This window comes from Ensifer sp. Root954 (assembly GCF_001429005.1).
Lineage (GTDB): Bacteria > Pseudomonadota > Alphaproteobacteria > Rhizobiales > Rhizobiaceae > Ensifer > Ensifer adhaerens.
Map to the genome: position 1 here is coordinate 22088 of NZ_LMJM01000025.1, position 20332 is coordinate 42419.

General features: G+C 63.5%; 20 protein-coding genes and 1 riboswitch. Of the genes, 13 read left to right on the forward strand and 7 right to left on the reverse strand.

The genetic code is table 11. The features are described 5' to 3' along the window. Nucleotides 1-6 precede the first annotated feature (6 nt). Nucleotides 7-269: riboswitch (cobalamin riboswitch) on the reverse strand. Continuing rightward, complete coding sequence (locus ASE71_RS19375) at nucleotides 268-960, reverse strand: TetR/AcrR family transcriptional regulator (protein WP_060515856.1); 693 nt, start codon at nucleotides 958-960, stop codon at nucleotides 268-270. (Overlaps the previous riboswitch by 2 nt.) Nucleotides 961-1064: 104 nt before the next feature. Between ASE71_RS19375 and ASE71_RS19380 the strand changes: the two genes are divergently transcribed. Beyond that, nucleotides 1065-1895: an NAD(P)H-binding protein gene (locus tag ASE71_RS19380; protein ID WP_060515857.1), complete on the forward strand. Its 831-nt coding sequence runs from the start codon at nucleotides 1065-1067 to the stop codon at nucleotides 1893-1895. Continuing rightward, the gene (locus tag ASE71_RS19385; protein ID WP_034791970.1) at nucleotides 1892-2371 is read left to right on the forward strand and encodes a DUF1772 domain-containing protein; all 480 of its coding nucleotides are present in this window, start codon (nucleotides 1892-1894) and stop codon (nucleotides 2369-2371) included. The genes ASE71_RS19380 and ASE71_RS19385 overlap by 4 nt, the downstream gene beginning before the upstream one ends. 69 nt (nucleotides 2372-2440) lie before the next feature. Here ASE71_RS19385 and ASE71_RS19390 read toward each other — a convergent pair whose 3' ends face one another. Genes ASE71_RS19390 through ASE71_RS19400 form a run of 3 tightly spaced genes read right to left on the reverse strand, consistent with a single transcriptional unit; the run spans nucleotide 2441 to nucleotide 4232 of the window. Beyond that, entirely contained in the window at nucleotides 2441-3007 is a 567-nt protein-coding gene (locus ASE71_RS19390) for an SRPBCC family protein (protein WP_034791972.1), read from the reverse strand. Then, nucleotides 3004-3366 (reverse strand): ArsR/SmtB family transcription factor, encoded by a 363-nt coding sequence (locus tag ASE71_RS19395; protein WP_034791974.1) that lies wholly within the window; start codon nucleotides 3364-3366, stop codon nucleotides 3004-3006. Before ASE71_RS19395 ends, ASE71_RS19390 begins: the two co-directional genes overlap by 4 nt. Before the next feature lie 50 nt (nucleotides 3367-3416). Continuing rightward, nucleotides 3417-4232 carry a crotonase/enoyl-CoA hydratase family protein gene (locus ASE71_RS19400; protein WP_060515858.1) on the reverse strand — a complete coding sequence of 272 codons (816 nt, stop codon included), beginning with the start codon at nucleotides 4230-4232 and terminating at the stop codon, nucleotides 3417-3419. A gap of 83 nt (nucleotides 4233-4315) precedes the next feature. Between ASE71_RS19400 and ASE71_RS19405 the strand changes: the two genes are divergently transcribed. Together ASE71_RS19405 and ASE71_RS19410 are read left to right on the forward strand one after the other, a co-directional pair. Next, nucleotides 4316-4936: a TetR/AcrR family transcriptional regulator gene (locus ASE71_RS19405; protein WP_060515859.1), complete on the forward strand. Its 621-nt coding sequence runs from the start codon at nucleotides 4316-4318 to the stop codon at nucleotides 4934-4936. A 126-nt stretch (nucleotides 4937-5062) separates the two neighbouring features. After that, the gene (locus ASE71_RS19410) at nucleotides 5063-5413 is read left to right on the forward strand and encodes a VOC family protein (protein WP_034792008.1); all 351 of its coding nucleotides are present in this window, start codon (nucleotides 5063-5065) and stop codon (nucleotides 5411-5413) included. A 212-nt stretch (nucleotides 5414-5625) separates the two neighbouring features. Here ASE71_RS19410 and ASE71_RS19415 read toward each other — a convergent pair whose 3' ends face one another. Then, nucleotides 5626-6909, reverse strand: coding sequence for a cystathionine gamma-synthase family protein (locus ASE71_RS19415; protein ID WP_034792023.1), 1284 nt, complete (start codon nucleotides 6907-6909; stop codon nucleotides 5626-5628). Between the two features lie 126 nt (nucleotides 6910-7035). Between ASE71_RS19415 and ASE71_RS19420 the strand changes: the two genes are divergently transcribed. From ASE71_RS19420 to ASE71_RS19430, 3 genes are all read left to right on the forward strand, one after another. Continuing rightward, complete coding sequence (locus tag ASE71_RS19420; protein ID WP_034792047.1) at nucleotides 7036-7494, forward strand: Lrp/AsnC family transcriptional regulator; 459 nt, start codon at nucleotides 7036-7038, stop codon at nucleotides 7492-7494. 137 nt (nucleotides 7495-7631) lie between these two features. Further along, nucleotides 7632-8921 (forward strand): mechanosensitive ion channel family protein, encoded by a 1290-nt coding sequence (locus ASE71_RS19425; RefSeq protein WP_060515860.1) that lies wholly within the window; start codon nucleotides 7632-7634, stop codon nucleotides 8919-8921. A gap of 149 nt (nucleotides 8922-9070) precedes the next feature. Beyond that, a complete protein-coding gene (locus ASE71_RS19430) occupies nucleotides 9071-10756 on the forward strand; it encodes an alpha/beta hydrolase (protein ID WP_060515861.1) in 1686 nt (561 codons plus the stop codon). Here ASE71_RS19430 and ASE71_RS19435 read toward each other — a convergent pair. Further along, entirely contained in the window at nucleotides 10750-11664 is a 915-nt protein-coding gene (locus tag ASE71_RS19435) for a LysR substrate-binding domain-containing protein (RefSeq protein WP_060515862.1), read from the reverse strand. The genes ASE71_RS19430 and ASE71_RS19435 overlap by 7 nt on opposite strands. A 137-nt stretch (nucleotides 11665-11801) precedes the next feature. Between ASE71_RS19435 and ASE71_RS19440 the strand changes: the two genes are divergently transcribed. From ASE71_RS19440 to ASE71_RS19455, 4 genes are all read left to right on the forward strand, one after another. Then, nucleotides 11802-12470 carry a cysteine hydrolase family protein gene (locus tag ASE71_RS19440; RefSeq protein WP_060515863.1) on the forward strand — a complete coding sequence of 223 codons (669 nt, stop codon included), beginning with the start codon at nucleotides 11802-11804 and terminating at the stop codon, nucleotides 12468-12470. 118 nt (nucleotides 12471-12588) lie between these two features. Beyond that, the gene (locus ASE71_RS19445; RefSeq protein WP_034792064.1) at nucleotides 12589-12891 is read left to right on the forward strand and encodes a GYD domain-containing protein; all 303 of its coding nucleotides are present in this window, start codon (nucleotides 12589-12591) and stop codon (nucleotides 12889-12891) included. A gap of 11 nt (nucleotides 12892-12902) precedes the next feature. After that, nucleotides 12903-13718, forward strand: coding sequence for a transporter substrate-binding domain-containing protein (locus ASE71_RS19450; protein WP_162251800.1), 816 nt, complete (start codon nucleotides 12903-12905; stop codon nucleotides 13716-13718). A 17-nt stretch (nucleotides 13719-13735) separates the two neighbouring features. After that, on the forward strand, nucleotides 13736-14407 hold the full coding sequence (locus ASE71_RS19455) for an amino acid ABC transporter permease (RefSeq protein ID WP_034792072.1): 672 nt from the start codon (nucleotides 13736-13738) through the stop codon (nucleotides 14405-14407). Here the strand turns inward: ASE71_RS19455 and ASE71_RS19460 are convergent. Beyond that, nucleotides 14404-15279: a LysR family transcriptional regulator gene (locus tag ASE71_RS19460; protein ID WP_060515865.1), complete on the reverse strand. Its 876-nt coding sequence runs from the start codon at nucleotides 15277-15279 to the stop codon at nucleotides 14404-14406. The genes ASE71_RS19455 and ASE71_RS19460 overlap by 4 nt on opposite strands. A gap of 123 nt (nucleotides 15280-15402) precedes the next feature. On the opposite strand from ASE71_RS19460, the gene ASE71_RS19465 reads away from it, so the two are divergent. After that, a complete protein-coding gene (locus tag ASE71_RS19465) occupies nucleotides 15403-17850 on the forward strand; it encodes a GcvT family protein (protein ID WP_060515866.1) in 2448 nt (815 codons plus the stop codon). Then, complete coding sequence (locus ASE71_RS19470; RefSeq protein WP_060515867.1) at nucleotides 17847-20294, forward strand: GcvT family protein; 2448 nt, start codon at nucleotides 17847-17849, stop codon at nucleotides 20292-20294. Before ASE71_RS19465 ends, ASE71_RS19470 begins: the two co-directional genes overlap by 4 nt. Nucleotides 20295-20332: the final 38 nt, after the last annotated feature.

Consider the following 20332-nt stretch of genomic DNA (forward strand, 5'->3'; position numbering starts at 1 on the left):
TTGGGCCCTATGCCCGTATCGAGTGGCAGGTTTCCTGGCTCACGGCGTTGGGCTCGATGCCCTCGATCTGCCTCGCCTTCCCAGCTCGGCCGCCCTCTCGCGGTCTTGCCAGTGGCTTCTTCCGGATCGCTCCGGAACGGTGGATCGACGTCGCTCTACAGTCGCGGGGTCGGCCGTGATTTGAATGCCCAGCTTGGGTCCATCCGTCACATTCCCGTTTACTCCCGAAACACGTTCGCGTCCCGGGAACCAATCGATCCCAGATGATTAGGATTGTGTCATGGAGTTGTCAATTGAGTGCGCGCCGCCGCGCGGTCCATCCGCGACAAAATCCTTGATGGTCATGCGTTTGTAGGCTTCGACGATCTGGTCACCCTCGGCCCGGTCGACCGAGACTGCAAGTCGCATGGTGCAGTCGCCGAGATGCATGATCAGGAAGGCGGCGCTGTCGATCTCTTCGCGCGGTGTCTCCGGCACAAGGCGGGCCCAGACATCGGCAAGCAGCTTTCCGCCGGCGCGGCTTTGCGCAAGATCGATCTCGCGCAGCGCCTTGTCGGCCTGCATCGCCGACCAGATGTCGCGCATGACCGGCTCGGCGAGGAACATGTCGTAGTAGATGTCGAACAGCAGCGAGAAGGCGTCGCGCAGTTCGGCTATCGACGTGACCTTGGCCAGTTCGGCCGCGATGCACTCGTTGCAGACCGCATTGTAGCGCTCGGCCAGCGTGCGCACGATTGCCGCCTTGTCGGGAAAGTACTGATACAGCGAGCCGATCGAAATCCCCGCCTTTTCAGCGACTTCGCTCATGCGCATGGCGTCGCTGCCCTTCTCCTGGATGAGCGCCGTCGCGCAGGCAAGGATCTGCTCGACGCGCTCGCGGCTGCGCTTCTGGCTCGGCGTCCGGCGCAGCGCAGGCTCGTCGTCGGCGGGAAGCGTGGCGGGACTTGCATCTGGAATCATGAGTAATGCTCACATTTTGACTTGACTCCTAAAATACGAGGATTTATCACATTTGCAAATGTGAGAGATACTCATGTTTGTTGGTGGAACCTCAGGAGGAAACGATGTCTCAGAAAGTCACACTGGTTTTGGGCGGTACCGGCAAGACGGGGCGGCGGGTGGCCGATCGCCTTCGGGAGCGGGGCATAGCGGTCCGCATCGGCGCCCGTTCGGCGTCGCCTTCCTTCGATTGGACGGATGAGGCGACCTGGACGCCCGCCCTTGAAAATGTCGATCGCATCTATGTCTGCTACCAGCCCGATCTGGCGGTGCCGGGCGCCGTCGACGTCATCGCCAAGTTCTCGAGCCTTGCCGTTCGCTCCGGCATCAAACGGTTGGTGCTCCTGTCGGGCCGCGGCGAGGACGAGGCGGAAGCCTCCGAGCGTGCGCTGCAGGCCTCCGGCGCCGACTGGACGGTCATCCGGGGCAGCTGGTTCTTCGAGAATTTCGACGAAGGTTTCCTGGCCGACGGCGTGGTGAGTGGTTCGGTCTTCCTGCCGGTGGACGAGGTCACCGAGCCCTTCGTCAGTTGCGACGACATTGCCGACGTGGCGGTTGAGGCCCTTCTGGACGATGCGCATATCGGCAAGGTCTATGCCTTGACCGGCCCGCGCCTGATGACCTTTGCCCAGGCCGTCGCCGAGATCGCCGCGGCCGCCAACCGTCGGATCTCTTATCAGGCCATTCCGGTTTCCGACTTCGCAGCGCATCTCAAGGCGGACGGCGTGCCGGATGACTATGTCGAACTCATCCGCTATCTCTTCACCTCGGTGCTCGACGGACGCAATTCCAGCATGACGTCCGATGTCGAGCGCGTGCTTGGGCGGCGTCCGCGCGACTTTGCCGATTACGCCCGGGAAACCGCAGCAACTGGTGTTTGGAGTCTTGCCGCATGATCCCGCTGATCCCCGCTCTGGCGTTTGCCGCCGCGATCGGTTCCGGCCTGATGGCCGGGCTGTTCTTCATCTTCTCGGTTTGCATCATGCAGGCCCTGTCGCGGCTGCCGCCGGAGCAGGGGATCGCCGCGATGAACGCCATCAATGTCGTGATCCAGAACCCGATCTTCCTCAGCGCCTTCATGGGCACGGCGCTGCTCGCCCTGGCGCTCGTCGTCGTCGCCTTCATCTCGGGGGGCGAGGGCAGGTGGTGGCTTGCCGCCGGTGGCATTGCCTATGTCGTTGGCGTGCTGCTGGTGACCATTGTCTTCAACGTGCCGATGAATGACGCGCTCGCCGCGGCAGCCCCCGGTCAGGCGGCGACCGATCTCTGGCGTGAGCGCTATCTGACCGATTGGGTCTGGTGGAACCACGTGCGCACATGGGCCTCGATCGGCGCGCTGGCGTTTTTCGTTCTCGGTTTCGCCCGCGCCTGACGAAAAGCGCCGGCAAGTCGATCCTTGCCGGGGCCTGCACGCGCCTTGACCTTCAAGCACATCCCGCCGTCAGGGCTTCGGAATACGCGCGTCGTATTGCGCTTCAAGGTCGGCAAACTTGCTCCAGAAGGCTGCCGGCTTTTCGCCTTCGAGCAGGGAACGCAATATGTCGAGGTGTACGTGCCAGCCGGCGGAGAAGCTGGTCATGACCGCGCGGTCGGCGATGCGCTTATGGGTGACGACGAGCAGCACCTTGTCGCCGCGGGGGCTGAGTTCGAAGCGGACCTCCGACGGGGTGCCGGTCTCTTCGTTCCAGGTATAGGCCAGTAGTCGTGGCGGCTCCCAGGCGAGCACGTGGCCGTAATTGCGCACCTCGCCGGCGTGCTCGGCGTATTTCTGCGGTGGCCGATCGTCCTCCGTCGTCAGTTCCGAATGGCGGAAGACGTGCTCGACCTCGGCCCCTTCCTTCGATCCGATCGTTCCGGACGCCATCCAGAGCCGGCGCTTGCTTTCCTCCGTCAGATAGGACCAGACCCGCTCGATCGGGCCGGGAAGCAGGCGCTCGATGCGCACCGCGTCCGGTGCGACGACACGGCCGTAATCGGCGCCGGCAAAGGCTGTGGCAGACGAAGTCATGGCTTTTCCTCCGGATCAGTTTGGATTGTGGCGTCTTCGGCGAGAAGCAGCGCCTCGAGTGCGTCGATGCGGGTGCGCCAGAAGGCTTCGTAGTGGCGCATCCATTCCATGCCGGCATGCATCGGCGCGGCATCGAGCCGGCACACATGCGTGCGACCTTTCACTTCGCGGCGCACCAGACCTGCTCCTTCCAGTACCTTGATGTGCTTCGATGCCGCGGCCAGCGAGATCGAGAACGGCGCCGCAAGCTCGCCCACCAGTCTTTCGCCCTGCGAAAGGTCTTGGAGCATGGCGCGCCGCGTCGGGTCCGAAAGCGCGTGAAACACGGCATCGAGATGTGCGTTCTGATATTCAACCATATTGTTGAATATCCTCTCGCTCGACCTAATTGTCAACCGTTCGGTTGAATTTAAAAGTATCGCGAAAAGAGACCAGGCCGCGGTGGGTCGTCGTGGAGGCGCCGCCCCTTCCAGGCGGCAAGCGCATCGGCAAGATCGTCGGTCGGCACCATCTGGGCAAACTGTTCGCTTTCGACCAGCAGCCCCTCGGCGATCGACATGTTGAGGCCGCGGGTGACGGCGGTGATGATCGAGCGCACTGCAAGCGGGGAGTGGCCGATGATGCGTTTTGCCAGGTCACGGGCGGCCGACATCAGTTCCTCATGAGCGACGACGTGGTTGACGAGCCCCAGCTCCAGCGCGCGATCGGCCAAGAAATCCTCGCCTGTCAGCAGCAGTTCAAGCGCGCGCTTGCGGCCGGCGAGCCGCGGCAGGCGCTGGGTGCCGCCGAAGGTCGGCGGCATGCCGAGCTTGATTTCCGGTTTGGCAAAACGCGCCCGGTCGCTTGCAACAGCGAGATGCACCGCTTCGGTGATCTCGCAGCCGCCGCCATAGGCAAGCCCGTTGACGGCAGCGATGACCGGCTTCGGAAAGGCTTCGAGCCGGGCCGTCAGGCCCTGGCCGCGACGGACGAAATCGCGCACGGCCGCGTTTACGCCCTTGGCCACGCTTTCCGAGAACTCATGGATATCGCCGCCGGCGGAAAAGGCGCGGTCGCCGGTGCCGGTGATGATCACGGCGCCGACGCCGTCGTTCGCTTCGATCTGGTCGAGAAGGCTCATGAGCCGGTCGATCAGCTCGTAGTTCAGCGCGTTGAGTTTCTCTGGTCGGTTGAGAGTGAGGAGGGCGATGCCCTCGGAAATCTGCATCAGCACGGTGTTCGACATGGTTGCTCTCCGGCAGCTGTTGACGGGGAGAGGCTAGGTGAGGGAAGATGCCATGTATATTCACTAGTCGGTATACATGAGAGATGGCGAAAGCAGAGAAATCGACCCGGGACCTGATCGTCGCAGCGGCGGAAAAGCTGTTTTATGCCGAGGGCATCCGCGCCGTCAGCGTCGATGCGGTGGCGGAAGCCGCGGGCGTGACCAAACGCACGCTCTACTATCATTTCGACAGCAAGGACGAGCTGATCGCCGCCTATCTCGAAGGCCGCGACCAGCCCAATCTGAAACTCTTCCGCAAGTGGTTCGACGCGGGCGACGGGGACATTGCCGACAAGGTCGAGGCGATCTTCGTCAACCTGGCGCGGGCGGCGCGCCATCCGAAATGGAAGGGCTGTGGCTTCCTGCGCACCTCCGCCGAGCTTGCCAACATGCCCGGTCATCCGGCGATCCGCATCGGTGCCGCCCACAAGAAGAAGTTCGAGGCCTGGATTGCCGAGACCTTTACCGAAGCCGGTGTCGCCGAGCCGGCCGTGCTGGCAAAGCAGATCCTGCTGCTGCTCGACGGCAGTTTCGCGGTCGTGCTGCTGCACCGGGATCCAAACTACATGGAGGTGGCGGGCAAGGCTGCGGCGACGCTTGTGCGGGTGGCGCTTGCCGGAGCAAACCCGAAGGCGCCATCGGAACATGCGGCGGCTTCATTCTGAAGCGAGGCGATTTCCGCTTTCAATCGGCTGCCGTTGGCGGGCAGTATGAGCTGTATCGTTATCAGCCGAACAACCAGTAAGCGTCGATGCTGCCGCGTTGCGGCGCGTCGAAGGGAGCAGAATTCCATGACAGTCAAGCGTATCGTCTCAAACCTCTACGCCCCGGACCCGCAAGTGGCGCGCGCCTTCTACGGCGACCTGCTTGAACTCGACGTGGTGATGGATCACGGCTGGATCCTGACCTTTGCCGCCGAGGGCAAGGCCGCGATGCCACAGGTGAGCATCGCCAGCGAGGGCGGCAACGATACGCCGGTGCCGGTGCTTTCGATCGAGGTGGACGATGTCGACCGGGCCTATCAGCGAGCCAAGGCCGCCGGTGTCGAGATCGTCTACGACATCACCAACGAGCCCTGGGGCGTGCGCCGTTTCTACATGCGCGACCCGTTCGGCAATATCGTCAACATCCTGGCGCACTGAGCAGTTCCAGGAAAAGTGCGCAGCGGTTTTCCGTCCGGAATTGCACCAGCCAAGCGAGCGAATTCCAGGAAAAGTGCGAAGCGGTTCTCCGTCCGGAATTGCGCCAGCCAAGCGAGCGAATTCCAGGAAGAGTGCGTAGCGGTTTTCCGTCTGGAATTGCGTCCTTGCAAACTCGCGAAGGATGCCGCCGGCTGGACCGGCGGCCTCTTGCATCAGGCGAGCGACAGCGCGTTTGAAAGATCGGCCACGAGGTCGTCGGGATGCTCGATACCGATCGACAGGCGGATGGTCGATTCCAGCACGCCGATGCGGTGGCGCACCTCGATCGGCACGCCGGAATGGGTCATCGCTGCCGGGTGGCTGGCGAGCGATTCCGTGCCGCCGAGGCTGACGGCGAGCTTGAAGATCTGCAGCGCATTGAGGAAGCGGAAGGCCGCCTCCTGGCCGCCAGCGATATCGAAGGAGAAGGTCGAGCCAGCGCCGGTGCACTGCGTCTTGAAAGTGCGGCCGACCGGCGTGTCCTCGCCGTGGAAGGGCAGGTAGTGGATACGCTCGACCTTCGGGTGGTCGTGCAGGAATTCGGCGACGATGCGGGCATTGTCGTCGGCCTTCTGCATGCGCACCGCCAGCGTTTCGAGCGAACGGCCGAGCATCCAGCAGGAATGCGGATCGAGCTGCGTGCCGATCGCACCGCGTAGCGCCTTCACCTGCTTCATCACCGCCTTGGAACCGAGCGCGGCGCCGGCGATCAGGTCGGAGTGACCACCGACATACTTGGTCAGCGAATAGAGCGAGATGTCGGCGCCGTGCTCGATCGGCCGCTGGAAGACGGGCCCAAGCAGCGTGTTGTCGCAGGCGACGATCGGGGTATGGCCCTGCTTCCTGCCGATCGCATCGGCAACGCGGCGGATCATGGCGACGTCGACGAGACTATTGGTCGGGTTCGCCGGCGTCTCGATCAGGATCACCGAGACCCGGCCCTTGGCCATCGCCTCTTCTGCGGCGGCGCTGACGGCCGCCTCGTTCACGCCATCGGCAAAACCGACGGCGGAAACGCCGAGATTGAGGAAGGTGCGGGCAAGCAGCGTCTCGGTGCCGCCATAGAGCGGCTGGCTGTGCAGCACCGCGTCGCCCGGCTTGACGAAGGCGAGCAGCGTCGTGGCGATCGCCGACATGCCTGACGAGAACAGTGCGCAGCTTTCGGTGCGCTCGTAGACGGCGAGACGGTCTTCGACGATCTCGCTGTTCGGGTGGTTGAAGCGCGAATAGACGAGGCCGGCGCCGACACCCGCCGGCGGTTCCTTCCGGCCGGAGACAAAGTCGAAGAAGTCGCGGCCCTCTTCGGCGGAGCGGAAGACGAAGGTGGAGGTCAGAAAGACCGGAGGTTTGACCGCGCCCTCCGACAGTTCCGGATCGTAGCCATAGTTCAGCATCTGCGTTTCAGGATGCAGCTTGTGGTTTCCGATGTGGGTTTTGGAGGGATGCGGTGCGGTCATGGCTTGTCTCCTCAAGCGAAGCGGACTCGACTGACAGGCAAATTATATCAGATGCTTGGACCGATCCTTGCTATTTCCGGCGGGATCGCCTTGAGTTGCGCAAAGATTTGGCTGAGTTGAGAAGATATGGCGCAGAAAATTGCCGACGAGACGGATCGCAGGATTTTGAAGGAACTGGTGGCGGATGCCCGCCTGACCAACAACGAGCTCGCCGAGCGGGTGGGGCTCTCGGCGTCGCCCTGTCTGCGTCGGCTACGGCGGCTGGAAGAGACCGGGGTCATCCGCGGCTATACGGCTTTGGTCGATCCCGCAGTCGACGGCTGGACGATGACGGCGATTGCGACCGTCACGCTCAGCCGCCAGCACGAAGACGAGATCGTCATGTTCGAAGAGGCGGTGCGCGGCTGGGACGAGGTGCTCGAATGCCATCTGGTGACCGGCTCGCGCGACTACGTGCTGAAGGTGATGAGCGCCGGCCTCGATCAGTACGAGCGTTTCATCAAGGAAAAGATCGCAAGGCTCAAATGCGTCGCCTCGATCGAGACGAGTTTCGTGATGAACACGATCAAGGAGCGGCGAGTCTAGCGCCAACCCCTCCATAAGCCTCTGAAGCGGTTCGATAATCGTCCATCCGGCTTTGAAACCATCAGGGATGCCCTAGATTCGAGTTAGGAGGGCGTCCCACACGCTCGGCGGGCGCCTTGCTCTCTCGGAGAGAGACGATGGATTTCGCAACAGCGCTCGATGCCGCCGCTTCCTGGCTGCAGACGGTCTTTTTGAACGAGTGGACCTATTATCAGCTCGCCATCATCGTCGCCGGCTACCTGGTCTGCGGCGCACTGGCGAAGCGGATAGAGCCGCGGGTCGAAGCCCGAGCCCGTCTGATCAAGGGCAATCCGGATCTCTTGCGGGTCATCATCGCCTTCATGCGGCGGCTGCGGTGGCTGTTTCTGATCGTCTGGCTCTGGATTGCCGACGGCATGATCCTGCGCTTTGGCTGGCCGTCCTATCGCTGGCTGGTGGCGACCGCGCTGACGCTGACGGCGGCGTGGTTCGTCATCTCGGTGCTCACACGCATCATACGCAACCAGATGCTGGCGCGCGTCACCGCCGTCGTCGGCTGGATCTATTTTGCGCTCTATGCGGTCGGGCTCGACCGGGTGATCCTGACGACACTTGACGGCGTTGCCATCAATCTCGGTGCGGTTCGCCTATCGCTGCTGCTCGTCCTGAAAGCCATCGTGCTCTCCGCCGCGCTGATCTGGCTTGCCGTTTTGATCGGCAATGTCTCGTCGCACTGGATCCAGCGGTCAGCGGACCTGACACCCTCGTTCAAGGTTCTGATCAGCAAGCTGGTCAAGATTGCGCTGATTGGCTTTGCCGGCGCAATCGCGCTATCGGCCACCGGCATCGACCTGACGGCGCTGACGGTTTTTTCCGGGGCGGTCGGTGTCGGCATCGGTTTCGGTCTGCAGAAGGTGGTTTCCAACTTCATCTCCGGTATCATCATCCTGCTCGACAAATCCATCAAGCCGGGCGACACGATCACGCTCGGCGATACCTTCGGGTCCGTGCGCGACCTGCGCTCCCGCTTCGTCTCCGTCATCACCCGGGACGGCAAGGAATACCTCATTCCAAATGAGGACTTCATTTCGCAGCAGGTGGTGAACTGGTCGTTCTCCAGCGACTTCGTCCGCATCGAGGTCGATTTCGGCACCTCCTATGACAGCGACCCGCACGAGGTGGCGCGCATCGCCATCGAGACCGCCGCATCGCTGCCGCGGGTGGCGAGCAGCTACGCCCAGCCGGTGTGCTGGATGACGGGTTTCGGCGCCTCGTCGCTCGATTTCAAGCTGAGGTTCTGGATTTCCGATCCGAGCAACGGGCTCACCAACATTCGCGGGCAGGTGCTGATGGCGCTCTGGGATGCGTTCAAGGCGGCGGGCATTTCGATCCCGTTCCCGCACCGTGAAATCATCATGAAGACGCCGGTCGAGGTCACCCGGGTTTAGGGGCCGAAGTGCCCGTCGACCGGTTCGCGTCAGGGTCTCTTGCGGTTGTAGGCGATTGACTGGACACGCCGGGGAAGCGACATTGCCGGCGCCGGAACAGCCCGCAGTCGTTCCGGTGACCGTGCCAGCATCAGTGGGGACCCGACGCCATGGACCATCTTCAACAAACGCCGCTGTCGAGGTTGCCGATGCCGCGTTTTCTCTCGACGCTGCTGGCATCGTTCTCGACCACGGGGCTCATCGTCGGCGTCTTCTTCTTTGCCATGTCGCTGACGCCGAGCCTCATCCCGCGGCCCTATGTGGTGCAGGCGGTGATTTCGGGCCTGTCGCTTTCCGCCGGCTATGCGATCGGCGTACTGTTGCGCTGGCTGTGGTCCTTGCTCGACCTGCCGGAGATCCGCGGCCGCACAGGCCTTACGGTGAAGGTGCTAGCGGCGCTCGGCTGCACCGCGGTTGCGCTCGCCTTCCTCTGGAGGACCGCCTACTGGCAGAACACGGTGCGGCAGATCATGGGGCTCGACCCGGTCGAAAGTGCTGAGCCGTTCAAGCTCGGGCTGATCGCGGCCCTCGTGTTTGTCGCCATCGTGCTCATCGCGCGCCTGTTCCGCTTGACCTTCCGGTTTCTGACCCGCCGCTTCGAGCATGTGCTGACACGGCCGCTGGCGAAGGTCGCTGGCGTGGTCGCGGCGCTGGCGCTTTTCTGGTCTGCGGCCGATGGCGTTATCTTCCGGTATGCGCTGCATGCGGCCGACAGCTCGTTCCAGCGGTTGGACGCGCTGATCGATCCGGATGTCGCGCCGCCGACCGATCCGTTGAAGACCGGCAGCAACGCGTCGCTGATGACGTGGGACGCACTCGGCCGCCAGGGGCGCCAGTTCATCGCTTCCGGTCCGGCGGCGAAGGACATCGCCGGCTTCTTCGGCGGAGAGGCAAAAGAGCCATTGCGCGTCTATGCCGGCCTCAATTCGGCCGAGACCGCCAAGGAGCGGGCGAAGCTCGCGCTGGAGGAATTGAAGCGCGTCGGCGGCTTCGAGCGCACGAACCTTCTGATCGTGGTGCCGACCGGCACCGGCTGGATCGATCCGCCCGGCCTCGATTCGCTCGAATATCTGATGAAGGGCGATGTCGCCAGCGTCGCTGTGCAGTATTCCTATCTCACGAGCTGGCTGTCGCTGCTGGTCGAGCCGGAATATGGCGCGGAGACGGCCGATGCGCTCTTCGATGCGGTCTATGGCTACTGGACGACGTTGCCGAAGGACAGAAGGCCGAAGCTCTATCTCTATGGCCTCAGCCTCGGCTCGATGAACTCGCAAGGCTCGGTCGATCCCTTCGATATCATCAGCGATCCGTTCCAGGGCGCGCTCTGGGTCGGCTCGCCGTTCCCGACCAAGACCTGGCTGCAGATCACCCGAAACCGCAATCCGGGCTCGCCGGAGTGGCGGCCGCTTTATCGCGACGGCTCGGTGATCCGTTTCACCAATCAGGAGAATGCGCTGAACATCCCGGGCGCGACCTGGGGCAATGTCCGCATCGTCTATCTGCAATATGCCAGTGACCCGATCACCTTCTTCGATCCATATTCCTTCTACCGCGAGCCCGACTGGATGAAGGCGCCGCGCGGTGCCGACGTCTCTCCTGCGCTCAGATGGTTCCCCGTCGTCACCATGTTCCAGTTGCTTGCCGACATGGCGCTCGCGACGACCTCGCCGATCGGCTACGGCCATGTCTATGCGCCGGAGCACTATATCGACGCGTGGATGCAGGTGATGGCACCGGCTGATGTCAGCGAGGCGGACGCCGAGCGGCTGAAGGCGCTGCTCAAGGGTCGCTACTGAACCTGCTTGTCGCCGGACCGCTCGCCACGCAGGTGCGCGGCGATCTGGTTGGCGAAGGCCTGGATCAGCGGCTCCTCCGCCTTTTCCGTCGGGCAGAGCAGATAGTAGCCGGCCGAGGCCGGTATCGCCGTCGGGAAGGGCTGGATCAGGCGTCCTTCGTAGAGGTAGGAGCGTGTCAGCACGTCGGAGACGAGCGCGATGCCCTGGCCCTGTAGCGCCGAGGCGACGGCGATCGCGACCGATTGCACCCGCACGCTCCGGCTGCCTTCGAGCGAGATGCGCGATGCGGCCGACCAGCGCGTCCATTCCCGGCCGTCATCCTCATGCAGCAGCGTGACGTCGCGCAGCTTCCGCTCGCGCAGCGGGCCTTCGAGCCGGGGGAAGAGGAGCGGCGAGCAGACCGTCCTGAGCTTCACGTCGCTGACTGCCTGCCACCACAGGCCGTCGAAGGGCGGATTGTCGTAGACGACGGCGAGATCGACATCGTCCCAGACGACGTCGCTGGCGCGGATGCAATTGCGCATCGAAAGATCGGTGACGCCGCGCGCACCCGCGAACTGTACGAGGAGGCCGGCCATCCAGGCAATCGCGAGCGCCGGGGGCAGGCCGACCGTCAGCTTGCGCTGGTGGCTTTCGAGCCGTCGGTCGGTGCCGTCCTCGACGGCGGCGGCAAGGTTGCCGATCGCGTGGGAAACCGTCTGCGCGAACTCGCGGCCGGCGGCCGTGAGCTTGATGTTGCGGCCGGATTTTTCAAGCAGCGTCAGGCCGGTCGTCTCCGAGAGCCGGCGCAGCTGCAGCGACACGGCGCCGGGACTCAAGCCCAGCTCATCCGCCGCCTGGCGCACGGAACCGATGCGCGCGACCGCCTCGAACGCCCGGATATAGGGTAGGAAATGCAACGCCTTCACGTGAGCCCTCCCGCTCTGATCGCGCGCCTCACGGCGTGAAATCGTTTAGCCAGACTGCACAATATCAAGCATAAAAAATCGCTATTCCCAATCGATTTTTGCTCCTATGAATCGGACCGGAGAGAGGGAGGACTACGATGATCGAGGCACAACCGTTTGATTTTCCTTATGATGGAAAGCTGGTTCCGGCGCAGACGGCGCTGATGGTGATCGATCTGCAGATCGACTTCTGCTCGCCCAACGGTTACTTCGCCTCGATGGGCTACGATCCGGCGCCGCTGGCCGCGATCGTGCCCGCGGTCAACCGGGTGATTGCGGCGGCACGGCAAGCCGGCTGCCTGATCATCCACACGCGCCAGGGCTACCGCGCCGATCTCGCCGACATGACGCCTTACGAGAAATGGCGGCGCAAGCGCTCGGGACTTGAGAACACGCAGGTGCTTTTGCGTTCCAGCCCCGGCTTCCAGTTGCTCCCGGAACTCGATGTCGCCGGCACCGACGTCATCATCGACAAGACCTGCAACAGCTCCTTCACCTATACGGATCTCGAGCATGTCTTGAGATCCCAGGGCATCACCCACATGCTCTTTACCGGCTGCACCACGGACGTTTGCGTGCATACGACGCTGCGCGAAGCCTGCGACCGCAATTTCCAGTGCCTGACGATTTCGGACTGCTGCGCCAGCGGCGAGCAGTGGGCGCATGAGGCGGCGATCAACATGATCTCGATCGAGAACGGCATCTTCGGGACGGTCTCGACCAGTGATGCCGTTATTGCCGGACTGGCCAAGGCCGCCGCCCGCTAGCGCTCTGGCGCCGCGCAATTCCGGGCGAAAAGCCGCTTCACGCTTCTCCTGGAATTGCTCCAGGCGCGGTCCTCACATTTCCAAAGCTTTTGCCAACCGTTCAACGGAATGATGCCCCATGCAAAGATACATCTCGCTGATGCGACTGACCTCGAAAGGACTGGCCGAGCTTGCCGATAGTGGCAGCCGGCGCAAGGTGAGCGAGGATCGGGTCGCAGCGCTCGGCGGCCGCTCGGTCGCCTTCTATGCCACGCTCGGGACCTATGACTTCGTCCAGGTTTTCGAGATGCCGGACAATGCGTCGATGATGCAATACGTGCTGACGGCGCGGCGCGACGGCTTTGTGGATCCGCTCATCCTTCCTGCCTTCGACAGCCAGACCTATGGCGACATCGTCGGCCGCGTTTCACCAGCACAATGAGGGGAATGAAGATGATCAGACTGGCATCCTGCGCAACCCTTCTTGCAGCCGCCGTGCTTACGGCCGGCGCCGCACAGGCCGAGCCGCCGGCTTTCGCCGCCGATGGAGAGGTTGGCGTCTGCACTACCGCGGCCTTTCCGCCGCTTTCCTTCAAGGAACATCCGGCCGATGCGAAGCCGACCGGCATCGACATCGAGATCGCCGAAGCGCTGGCCGCGCAATGGAATGCGAAGGTGAACTACACCGTCACCGAATTCGCCGGCCTCTTGCCGACGCTCGGGGCAGGGCGCTGCGACGTCATCGTCAGCGGCATCTACATCAACGCCAAGCGGCGCGAGACCTATGACGGCGTGCCCTACATGAAATCGGCGACCGCCATGGTCACCAAAGCGGGCAGCGATACGATCAAGGCGCCGGAGGATCTCAGCGGCAAGGTCATCGCGCTCGAAGCCGGCGCCTACTACAAGGAAGAGCGGATCGGACCCTTAAACGAGGCGCTCGCGGCCAAGGGCCTGCCGCCGGTCGATGTGCAGGAATACCCGACCCAGCAGGCCGCCTACCAGCAGGTGCTCGTCGGCCGCGTCGATGCGACCGTAACGGAAGAGGCGGAGGGCGCCTATCGCGCGTCGCGCTCCGACGGCGCGCTCACGCTCCCCTATATCTGGGCCTCGGACTTCAAATACGGCATCTACAGCCGCCGTGACGGTGGCGATGCAGCCGCGGTGAAGGCAGGGCTGAAGGCGCTCAAGGAGAAGGGCTTCTTCGGCGATCTCGCCAGGAAGTACGGGCTCGATCCGGCTCTGTTCGACGTCGACTACGACTCCTGAGCGAAAGGAGACGGGGCATGAACTTCGATACGAAACTGTTTTTCGATGCCCTGACCATGCCCGTCATGTTGCAGGGGGCGGGCATCGCCATCCTGCTGTCGATCCTGGTGCAGGCGGCGTCGTTCCTGCTCTGCCTGCCGCTGGCCGTCGCGCTCAATTCGATGGCGGCGGTCAGGCGCACAGCGGCGCAGGTCTATGTCTGGCTGTTTCGCTCGGCGCCGCTGATACTCGTGCTCCTGATCGTCTGGAACGGCGCACCGCAGCTCTTTCCGGGGCTCACGCGGGCGCCCTGGTACACGCCCTTCGTCGCTGCCTTCATCGCGTTTACGCTGGTCACCGCCGCCTATATGGCGGAGGCGATGCGCGGGGCGCTTGCGGCGATCGGCCAGGGGCAGACGGACGCCGCCCGCGCGCTCGGGCTCAATCGCTGGCAGACCTTCTTTCTGGTGGTCCTGCCGCAGGCGCTCAGGATTGTCATGCCGGTGCTGGTCAACGAGTTCATCAACCTGATCAAGCTGACCTCGCTTGCCTATGTAATCTCGATGCGCGAGATCATGGCGGTCGTCAACGACGCGATCGCCTCCAGCTTCCGCTTCGTCGAGTGGTATTCGGCAGCGCTGGTCTACTATCTCGCGATCGTTTCGATCCTGATGTTTCTGCAGCGGCTCATTCAACGCCGCATGGCTTAACCCGTTTCCGAATTCGGCACCGGCAGCGTTGCAAGCAGATCGGCCATGGCGGCGATGATCTTGCGGTGCTGGTGGGCGTGGCGGGTGCGCAGGCTGGTGGCGGCATAGACCGTTTGCGGGATGACGGGCGCGTCGTGGACGCGCGCGGCAAATCCATCGTCCGCCAGCCGCTCGGCCGTCGCTGCTGTCACGTAGGCCGATCCGCCGAGTGTGCGAAGCAGCCGGGTGATCGCCATGTTCTGGCCGGCAGCAAGCAGCGCTGCGGAGAGATGCGGCAGCGCCAGCCGGTGGGCGCGATCGAAGCCTGGCGAATAGCTTGAGCGGATGTAGCTCTCGGAGCGGATCTCGGCGAGCATCTGCGCCTCCGTGCTCACCATCACGTAATGCAGATCGCCGATCCTTTCGTAATAAAGATCGGGCAGGTAGTGGGGCGTGTAGAGGATCGCCAGATCCAGGTCGCCAGCGCCGAGATCGCGGTTCATCTGGTTGGAGTAGTCCGCCTCCATATAGATCTCGATGCCGGGCAGCTCCCGGCGGATCGTCGCCATCCATTCCCCGGCAAAGGCTTCCGCCAGATCATGCTGGACACCAAGCCGCATGGAGCGCTCCAGCGCGCCGGCATTGGTGACCGCACGTGTGGCCTCATGCCATTGGTTTTGCAGGGCTTTTGCGTAATCTAGAAAGCGCAGGCCAGCGGCCGTCGGCACGGTGCCGCCCTTGTTGCGGGTAAAGAGCTTGCGGTTGAACTGCGCTTCCAGTGCCTTCACCCGATGTGAGACGGTCGACTGGGTAAGGTTCAGGCGCTCGGCGGTGCGGTTGAAGGAGCGGCTCTCCATCAGGTCCAGGAAGGTTTCGATCAGCTCCACCTGCATGCCGTTCTCTCCCGCTGCAACCGCTCCAATCTAATCGAAAACATCGATCAATAAAGCCTGTTTCCGTTGCTTGATGGCGCCCGGCTTCACCGGCAAGAATTCGCCAAAACGAGGGAACAGTTGATGTCGAATTTGCCGTCGCACGCACGCGTCGTGATCATCGGTGGGGGAGCGATCGGGGCTTCCTCGCTTTACCATCTCGCCAAGGCCGGCTGGACCGACTGCGTGCTTCTGGAAAAGAACGAGCTGACGGCTGGTTCCACCTGGCATGCCGCCGGCAACGTGCCGACGTTTTCGTCCTCCTGGTCGATCATGAACATGCAGCGCTATTCGGCGTCGCTCTATCGTGACCTCGGGGCGCTCGTCGACTATCCGATGAACTATCACGTCACCGGCTCGATCCGGCTCGGCCACTCCAAGGAGCGGCTGCAGGAGTTCAAACGCGTCGTCGGCATGGGGCGCTACCAGGGCATGGATCTCGATATCCTGTCGCCCGACGAGATGCGCGCCCGCTATCCCTTCCTCGAAACCCACGAGCTGACCGGCGCGCTCTACGATCCCTATGACGGCGACATCGACCCGGCGCAGCTGACCCAGGCGCTCGCCAAGGGCGCGCGCGACATGGGCGCCAAGATCATCCGCTTCTGTCCCGTCACGGCGGCACGCCGCGAAAACGACGAATGGGTGATTTCGACGCCGCAGGGCGAGATCCGCTGCGAATACGTCGTCAACGCCGCCGGCTATTATGCCCGCGAAGTCGGCAAGATGTTCGGCCGTGACGTGCCGATGATGGTGATGAGCCATCAGTATATCCTGTTCGACGAAATCCCGGAGCTTGCCGCCTGGTCGAAGGAGGCCGGCCACAAGCTGCCGCTCCTGCGCGACGTCGACAGTTCCTACTATCTGCGCCAGGAAAAGAACGGCATGAACCTTGGCCCCTACGAGCGCAACTGTCGCGCCCACTGGGTAACGCCCGACGACCCGATGCCGGAAGACTTTTCGTTCCAGCTCTTCCCGGACGATCTCGACCGGTTGGAATGGTACCTGAACGATGCCGTGGAGCGCGTGCCGATCCTCGGCACGGCCGGCCTTTCGCGGATCATCAATGGCCCGATCCCCTATGCACCCGACGGTAATCCGCTGATCGGCCCGATGCCGGGCGTGCCGAACGCCTTCGAAGCCTGCGTCTTCACTTTCGGTATCTGCCAGGCGGGTGGCGCCGGCAAGGTGCTCGCCGAATGGATCACCGAGGGCCAGACCGAGTGGGACATGTGGTCCTGCGATCCGCGCCGCTACACCGACTACACCGACCAGGATTATTGCATCGCCAAGGGCATGGAGATCTACGGCCACGAATACGCGATGCATTTTCCCAAACACTATTGGGCGGCCGGCCGTGGCAAGAAGCTGTCGCCGATCCACGATCGCATCGCCGCACTCGGCGCCCAGTTCAAGCCCTATAACGGCTGGGAGCGTGCGATGTGGTACGCCAAACCAGGCGATGACACCTCGGAAGAGGCGACGCAGACCTGGGGCCGCGAAGGGCCTTGGGCCAAGCGCATCGAAGAAGAGTGCCTGGCCGTGCGCGATGCCGCCGGCATACTCGACCTGCCGGGCTTCTCGCGCTTCCGGGTAAAGGGCGAGGGCGCGACCGCATGGCTCTCCGGCCTCATCACAGGCCGCGTGCCGAAGCCTGGGCGCATCGGCCTGGCCTATTTCGCCGACGACAAGGGCCGGATCGTTACCGAGATGTCGGTGATGATGCTCGACGAAAACTTCTTCTTCCTCATCACCGCCGCAACCGCGCAGTGGCACGATTTCGAATGGCTGATGAAGCACCGGCCGGCCGACGCCGCCTTCACCATCGACGACGTCACCAAGTCCTTCTCCTGCCAGATCCTGACCGGGCCAAAATCGCGCGCGATCCTCGCCGAGGTCAGCGAAGCGGATCTCGCCAAGGGCTGGCTCACGCACCAGACGGCGCAGATCGCCGGGCGCTATTGCCAGCTCGTGCGCGTCTCCTTCGCCGGCGAACTCGGCTGGGAGATCCATACCAAGGTCGAGGACACGGCCGCCATCTTCGACGCCGTCTGGGCGGCGGGACAGAAACATGGCCTGAAACCCTTCGGCATGGAAGCGCTCGACAGCCTGCGCATCGAGAAGGGCTACCGCGCCTGGAAGGGCGATCTTTCGACCGATTACACCATCCTGCAGGGTGGGCTGGAGCGTTTCGTCGACTGGGGCAAGCCGGGCTTCAAGGGCACGTCGGCGCTGGAGCGTGAGAAGCAGCAGGGCGTTTCCAAGCGCTTCGTGACGCTGACCGTCGCCGCCGACGGCTGCGACGCGCCTTATATGTCGACGCTCTGGTCGGACGGAGAGGTTGTCGGCGAGACGACCTCGGGCAACTGGGGCTACCGCGTCGGCAAGTCGATCGCGCTCGGCATGCTCAGGGCCGATCTCGCGGTGCCCGGCAAGGAAATCGAGGTCGAGATCTTCGGCGACCGCTTCAAGGCGACGGTCGAGGCGGACCAACCGCTCTGGGATCCCTCCAATGAAAGACTGCGCGCATGAGCAAGCCCATTCCCTCGAAAGCCCGTGCGGTCATCATCGGCGGCGGCGTCTCCGGCTGTTCGGTCGCCTATCACCTGGCCAAGCTCGGTTGGACCGACGTGGTGCTGCTTGAGCGCAAGCAGCTCACCTCCGGCACCACCTGGCATGCGGCCGGCCTCATCGGCCAGCTGCGCGCCTCGCAAAACATGACGAGGCTCGCGAAATATTCGGCTGACCTCTACGTCAAGCTCGAAGCCGAAACCGGCATTTCCACCGGCATGCGCCAGAACGGCTCGATCACCGTGGCACTGACGGAGGAGCGCAGGCAAGAGATCTATCGCCAGGCGTCGCTGGCGCGTGCCTTCAATGTCGACGTGCGCGAGATCACGCCTGACGAAGTGAAGGCGATGTATCCGCACCTCAACACCTCGGATGTGAAGGCGGCGGTGCATCTGCCGCTCGATGGCCAGTGCGACCCGGCCAATATCGCCATGGCGCTCGCCAAGGGCGCCCGGCAAAACGGCGCAACGATCATCGAGGGCGTCAAGGTGACGTCCGTCCTGAAGAAGGACGGCCGGGTCACCGGCGTCACCTGCGAGCAGAACGGCGAGAGCTACACGATCGAGACCGATCATGTCGTCAACTGCGCTGGCATGTGGGGCAGGGAGTTTGCGCGGCAATCGGGCGTCACGGTGCCGCTGCACGCCTGCGAGCATTTCTACATCGTTACCGAGGCGATTCCGGAGCTGAAGCGCCTGCCGGTTCTGCGCGTGCCGGACGAGTGCACCTACTACAAGGAAGATGCCGGCAAGATGCTGATCGGGGCCTTCGAGCTCAAGGCCAAGCCCTGGGGAATGGACGGCATCCGCGAGGATTTCTGCTTCGACCAGTTGCCGGACGATTTCGACCACTTCGCGCCGATCCTCGAAATGGCGGTCAACCGCATGCCGATGCTGGAAACGGCTGGGATCCATACCTTCTTCAACGGCCCGGAAAGCTTTACGCCCGACGACCGCTACTATCTCGGCGAAGCGCCGGAGGTTAGGGGATACTGGGTCGCGGCCGGCTACAATTCGATCGGCATCGTTTCCTCGGGCGGCGCCGGCATGGCGCTCGCCCAATGGATGAATGACGGCGAGCCGCCCTTCGATCTCTGGGAGGTGGATATCCGCCGGGCGCAGCCGTTCCAGAAGAACCGCGCGTATTTGAAAGACCGCGTCTCGGAAACGCTCGGCCTGCTCTACGCCGACCATTTCCCCTATCGCCAGATGGCGACCGCGCGCGGGGTGCGCCGTTCGCCGCTGCACGAGCATCTGAAAGCTCGCGGCGCTGTCTTCGGTGAAGTCGCCGGATGGGAACGCGCCAACTGGTTTGCGAAGGAAGGCCAGGAGCGCGAGTACCGCTATTCATGGAAGCGGCAGAACTGGTTCGAGAACCAGAGGGACGAGCATCTTGCGGTGCGAAACGGCGTCGGCCTGTTCGACATGACCTCCTTCGGCAAGATCCGGGTCGAAGGGCGCGATGCGCTTTCCTTCCTGCAGCGGCTCTGCGCCAACGAGATGAACGTCGAGCCCGGCCGGATCGTCTATACCCAGATGCTCAACGCCCGCGGCGGCATCGAGAGCGACCTGACGGTGACGCGGCTGTCGGAAACCGCCTTCCTGCTGGTCGTGCCCGGCGCCACGCTCCAGCGCGACCTCGCCTGGCTGCGCAAGCATCTGACGGACGAGTTCGTGGTGATCACCGATGTCGGCGCTGGCGAAAGCGTGCTCTGCGTCATGGGGCCGAAAGCGCGTGAGCTCATGCAGAAGGTGAGCCCGAACGATTTTTCCAACGCGGCGCATCCGTTCGGCACGGCGCGCGAGATCGAGGTCGGCATGGGCCTCGCCCGCGCCCACCGCGTCACCTATGTCGGCGAGCTTGGCTGGGAGCTCTATGTCTCGACCGACCAGACGGCGCATGTGTTCGAGGCGCTGGAGGCGGCGGGGCAGGACCTGGGCCTCAAGCTCTGCGGCATCCACACACTGGATAGCTGCCGCATCGAAAAGGCCTTCCGCCATTTCGGCCACGACATCACCGACGAAGATCATGTGCTCGAAGCCGGGCTCGGCTTTGCGGTCAAGGCCGACAAGGGCGATTTCATCGGCCGCGAGGCGGTGCTTGCCAAGCACAATCGCGGGCTTTCGCGCCGGCTGGTGCAGTTTCGGCTCGCAGATCCCGAGCCGCTGCTCTTCCACAACGAGGCGATCGTTCGCGACGGCAAGATCGTCGGCACGATCACGTCAGGCAACTACGGCCACCACCTCGGCGGCGCCATCGGGCTTGGCTACGTGCCCTCGGAAGGCGAGAGCGCAGAGGACGTGCTCGGATCAAGCTTCGAGATCGAGATCGCCGGAACGCGGGTGAAGGCGGAGGTGTCGTTGAAGCCGATGTACGACCCGCGGGCGGAGCGGGTGCGGATGTAGGCAGGCGTTTGGGTGGCGTGCCTGGCGCTTGAGACAAC

What these genes read in the sequence shown, in the direction of transcription:
- ASE71_RS19375 (WP_060515856.1), bottom strand. Translation starts at nt 960, where the DNA reads ATGATTCCAGATGCAAGTCCCGCCACGCTTCCCGCCGACGACGAGCCT.
- ASE71_RS19380 (WP_060515857.1), top strand. Translation starts at nt 1,065, where the DNA reads ATGTCTCAGAAAGTCACACTGGTTTTGGGCGGTACCGGCAAGACGGGG.
- ASE71_RS19385 (WP_034791970.1), top strand. Translation starts at nt 1,892, where the DNA reads ATGATCCCGCTGATCCCCGCTCTGGCGTTTGCCGCCGCGATCGGTTCC.
- ASE71_RS19390 (WP_034791972.1), bottom strand. Translation starts at nt 3,007, where the DNA reads ATGACTTCGTCTGCCACAGCCTTTGCCGGCGCCGATTACGGCCGTGTC.
- ASE71_RS19395 (WP_034791974.1), bottom strand. Translation starts at nt 3,366, where the DNA reads ATGGTTGAATATCAGAACGCACATCTCGATGCCGTGTTTCACGCGCTT.
- ASE71_RS19400 (WP_060515858.1), bottom strand. Translation starts at nt 4,232, where the DNA reads ATGTCGAACACCGTGCTGATGCAGATTTCCGAGGGCATCGCCCTCCTC.
- ASE71_RS19405 (WP_060515859.1), top strand. Translation starts at nt 4,316, where the DNA reads ATGGCGAAAGCAGAGAAATCGACCCGGGACCTGATCGTCGCAGCGGCG.
- ASE71_RS19410 (WP_034792008.1), top strand. Translation starts at nt 5,063, where the DNA reads ATGACAGTCAAGCGTATCGTCTCAAACCTCTACGCCCCGGACCCGCAA.
- ASE71_RS19415 (WP_034792023.1), bottom strand. Translation starts at nt 6,909, where the DNA reads ATGACCGCACCGCATCCCTCCAAAACCCACATCGGAAACCACAAGCTG.
- ASE71_RS19420 (WP_034792047.1), top strand. Translation starts at nt 7,036, where the DNA reads ATGGCGCAGAAAATTGCCGACGAGACGGATCGCAGGATTTTGAAGGAA.
- ASE71_RS19425 (WP_060515860.1), top strand. Translation starts at nt 7,632, where the DNA reads ATGGATTTCGCAACAGCGCTCGATGCCGCCGCTTCCTGGCTGCAGACG.
- ASE71_RS19430 (WP_060515861.1), top strand. Translation starts at nt 9,071, where the DNA reads ATGGACCATCTTCAACAAACGCCGCTGTCGAGGTTGCCGATGCCGCGT.
- ASE71_RS19440 (WP_060515863.1), top strand. Translation starts at nt 11,802, where the DNA reads ATGATCGAGGCACAACCGTTTGATTTTCCTTATGATGGAAAGCTGGTT.
- ASE71_RS19445 (WP_034792064.1), top strand. Translation starts at nt 12,589, where the DNA reads ATGCAAAGATACATCTCGCTGATGCGACTGACCTCGAAAGGACTGGCC.
- ASE71_RS19450 (WP_162251800.1), top strand. Translation starts at nt 12,903, where the DNA reads ATGATCAGACTGGCATCCTGCGCAACCCTTCTTGCAGCCGCCGTGCTT.
- ASE71_RS19455 (WP_034792072.1), top strand. Translation starts at nt 13,736, where the DNA reads ATGAACTTCGATACGAAACTGTTTTTCGATGCCCTGACCATGCCCGTC.
- ASE71_RS19460 (WP_060515865.1), bottom strand. Translation starts at nt 15,279, where the DNA reads ATGCAGGTGGAGCTGATCGAAACCTTCCTGGACCTGATGGAGAGCCGC.
- ASE71_RS19465 (WP_060515866.1), top strand. Translation starts at nt 15,403, where the DNA reads ATGTCGAATTTGCCGTCGCACGCACGCGTCGTGATCATCGGTGGGGGA.
- ASE71_RS19470 (WP_060515867.1), top strand. Translation starts at nt 17,847, where the DNA reads ATGAGCAAGCCCATTCCCTCGAAAGCCCGTGCGGTCATCATCGGCGGC.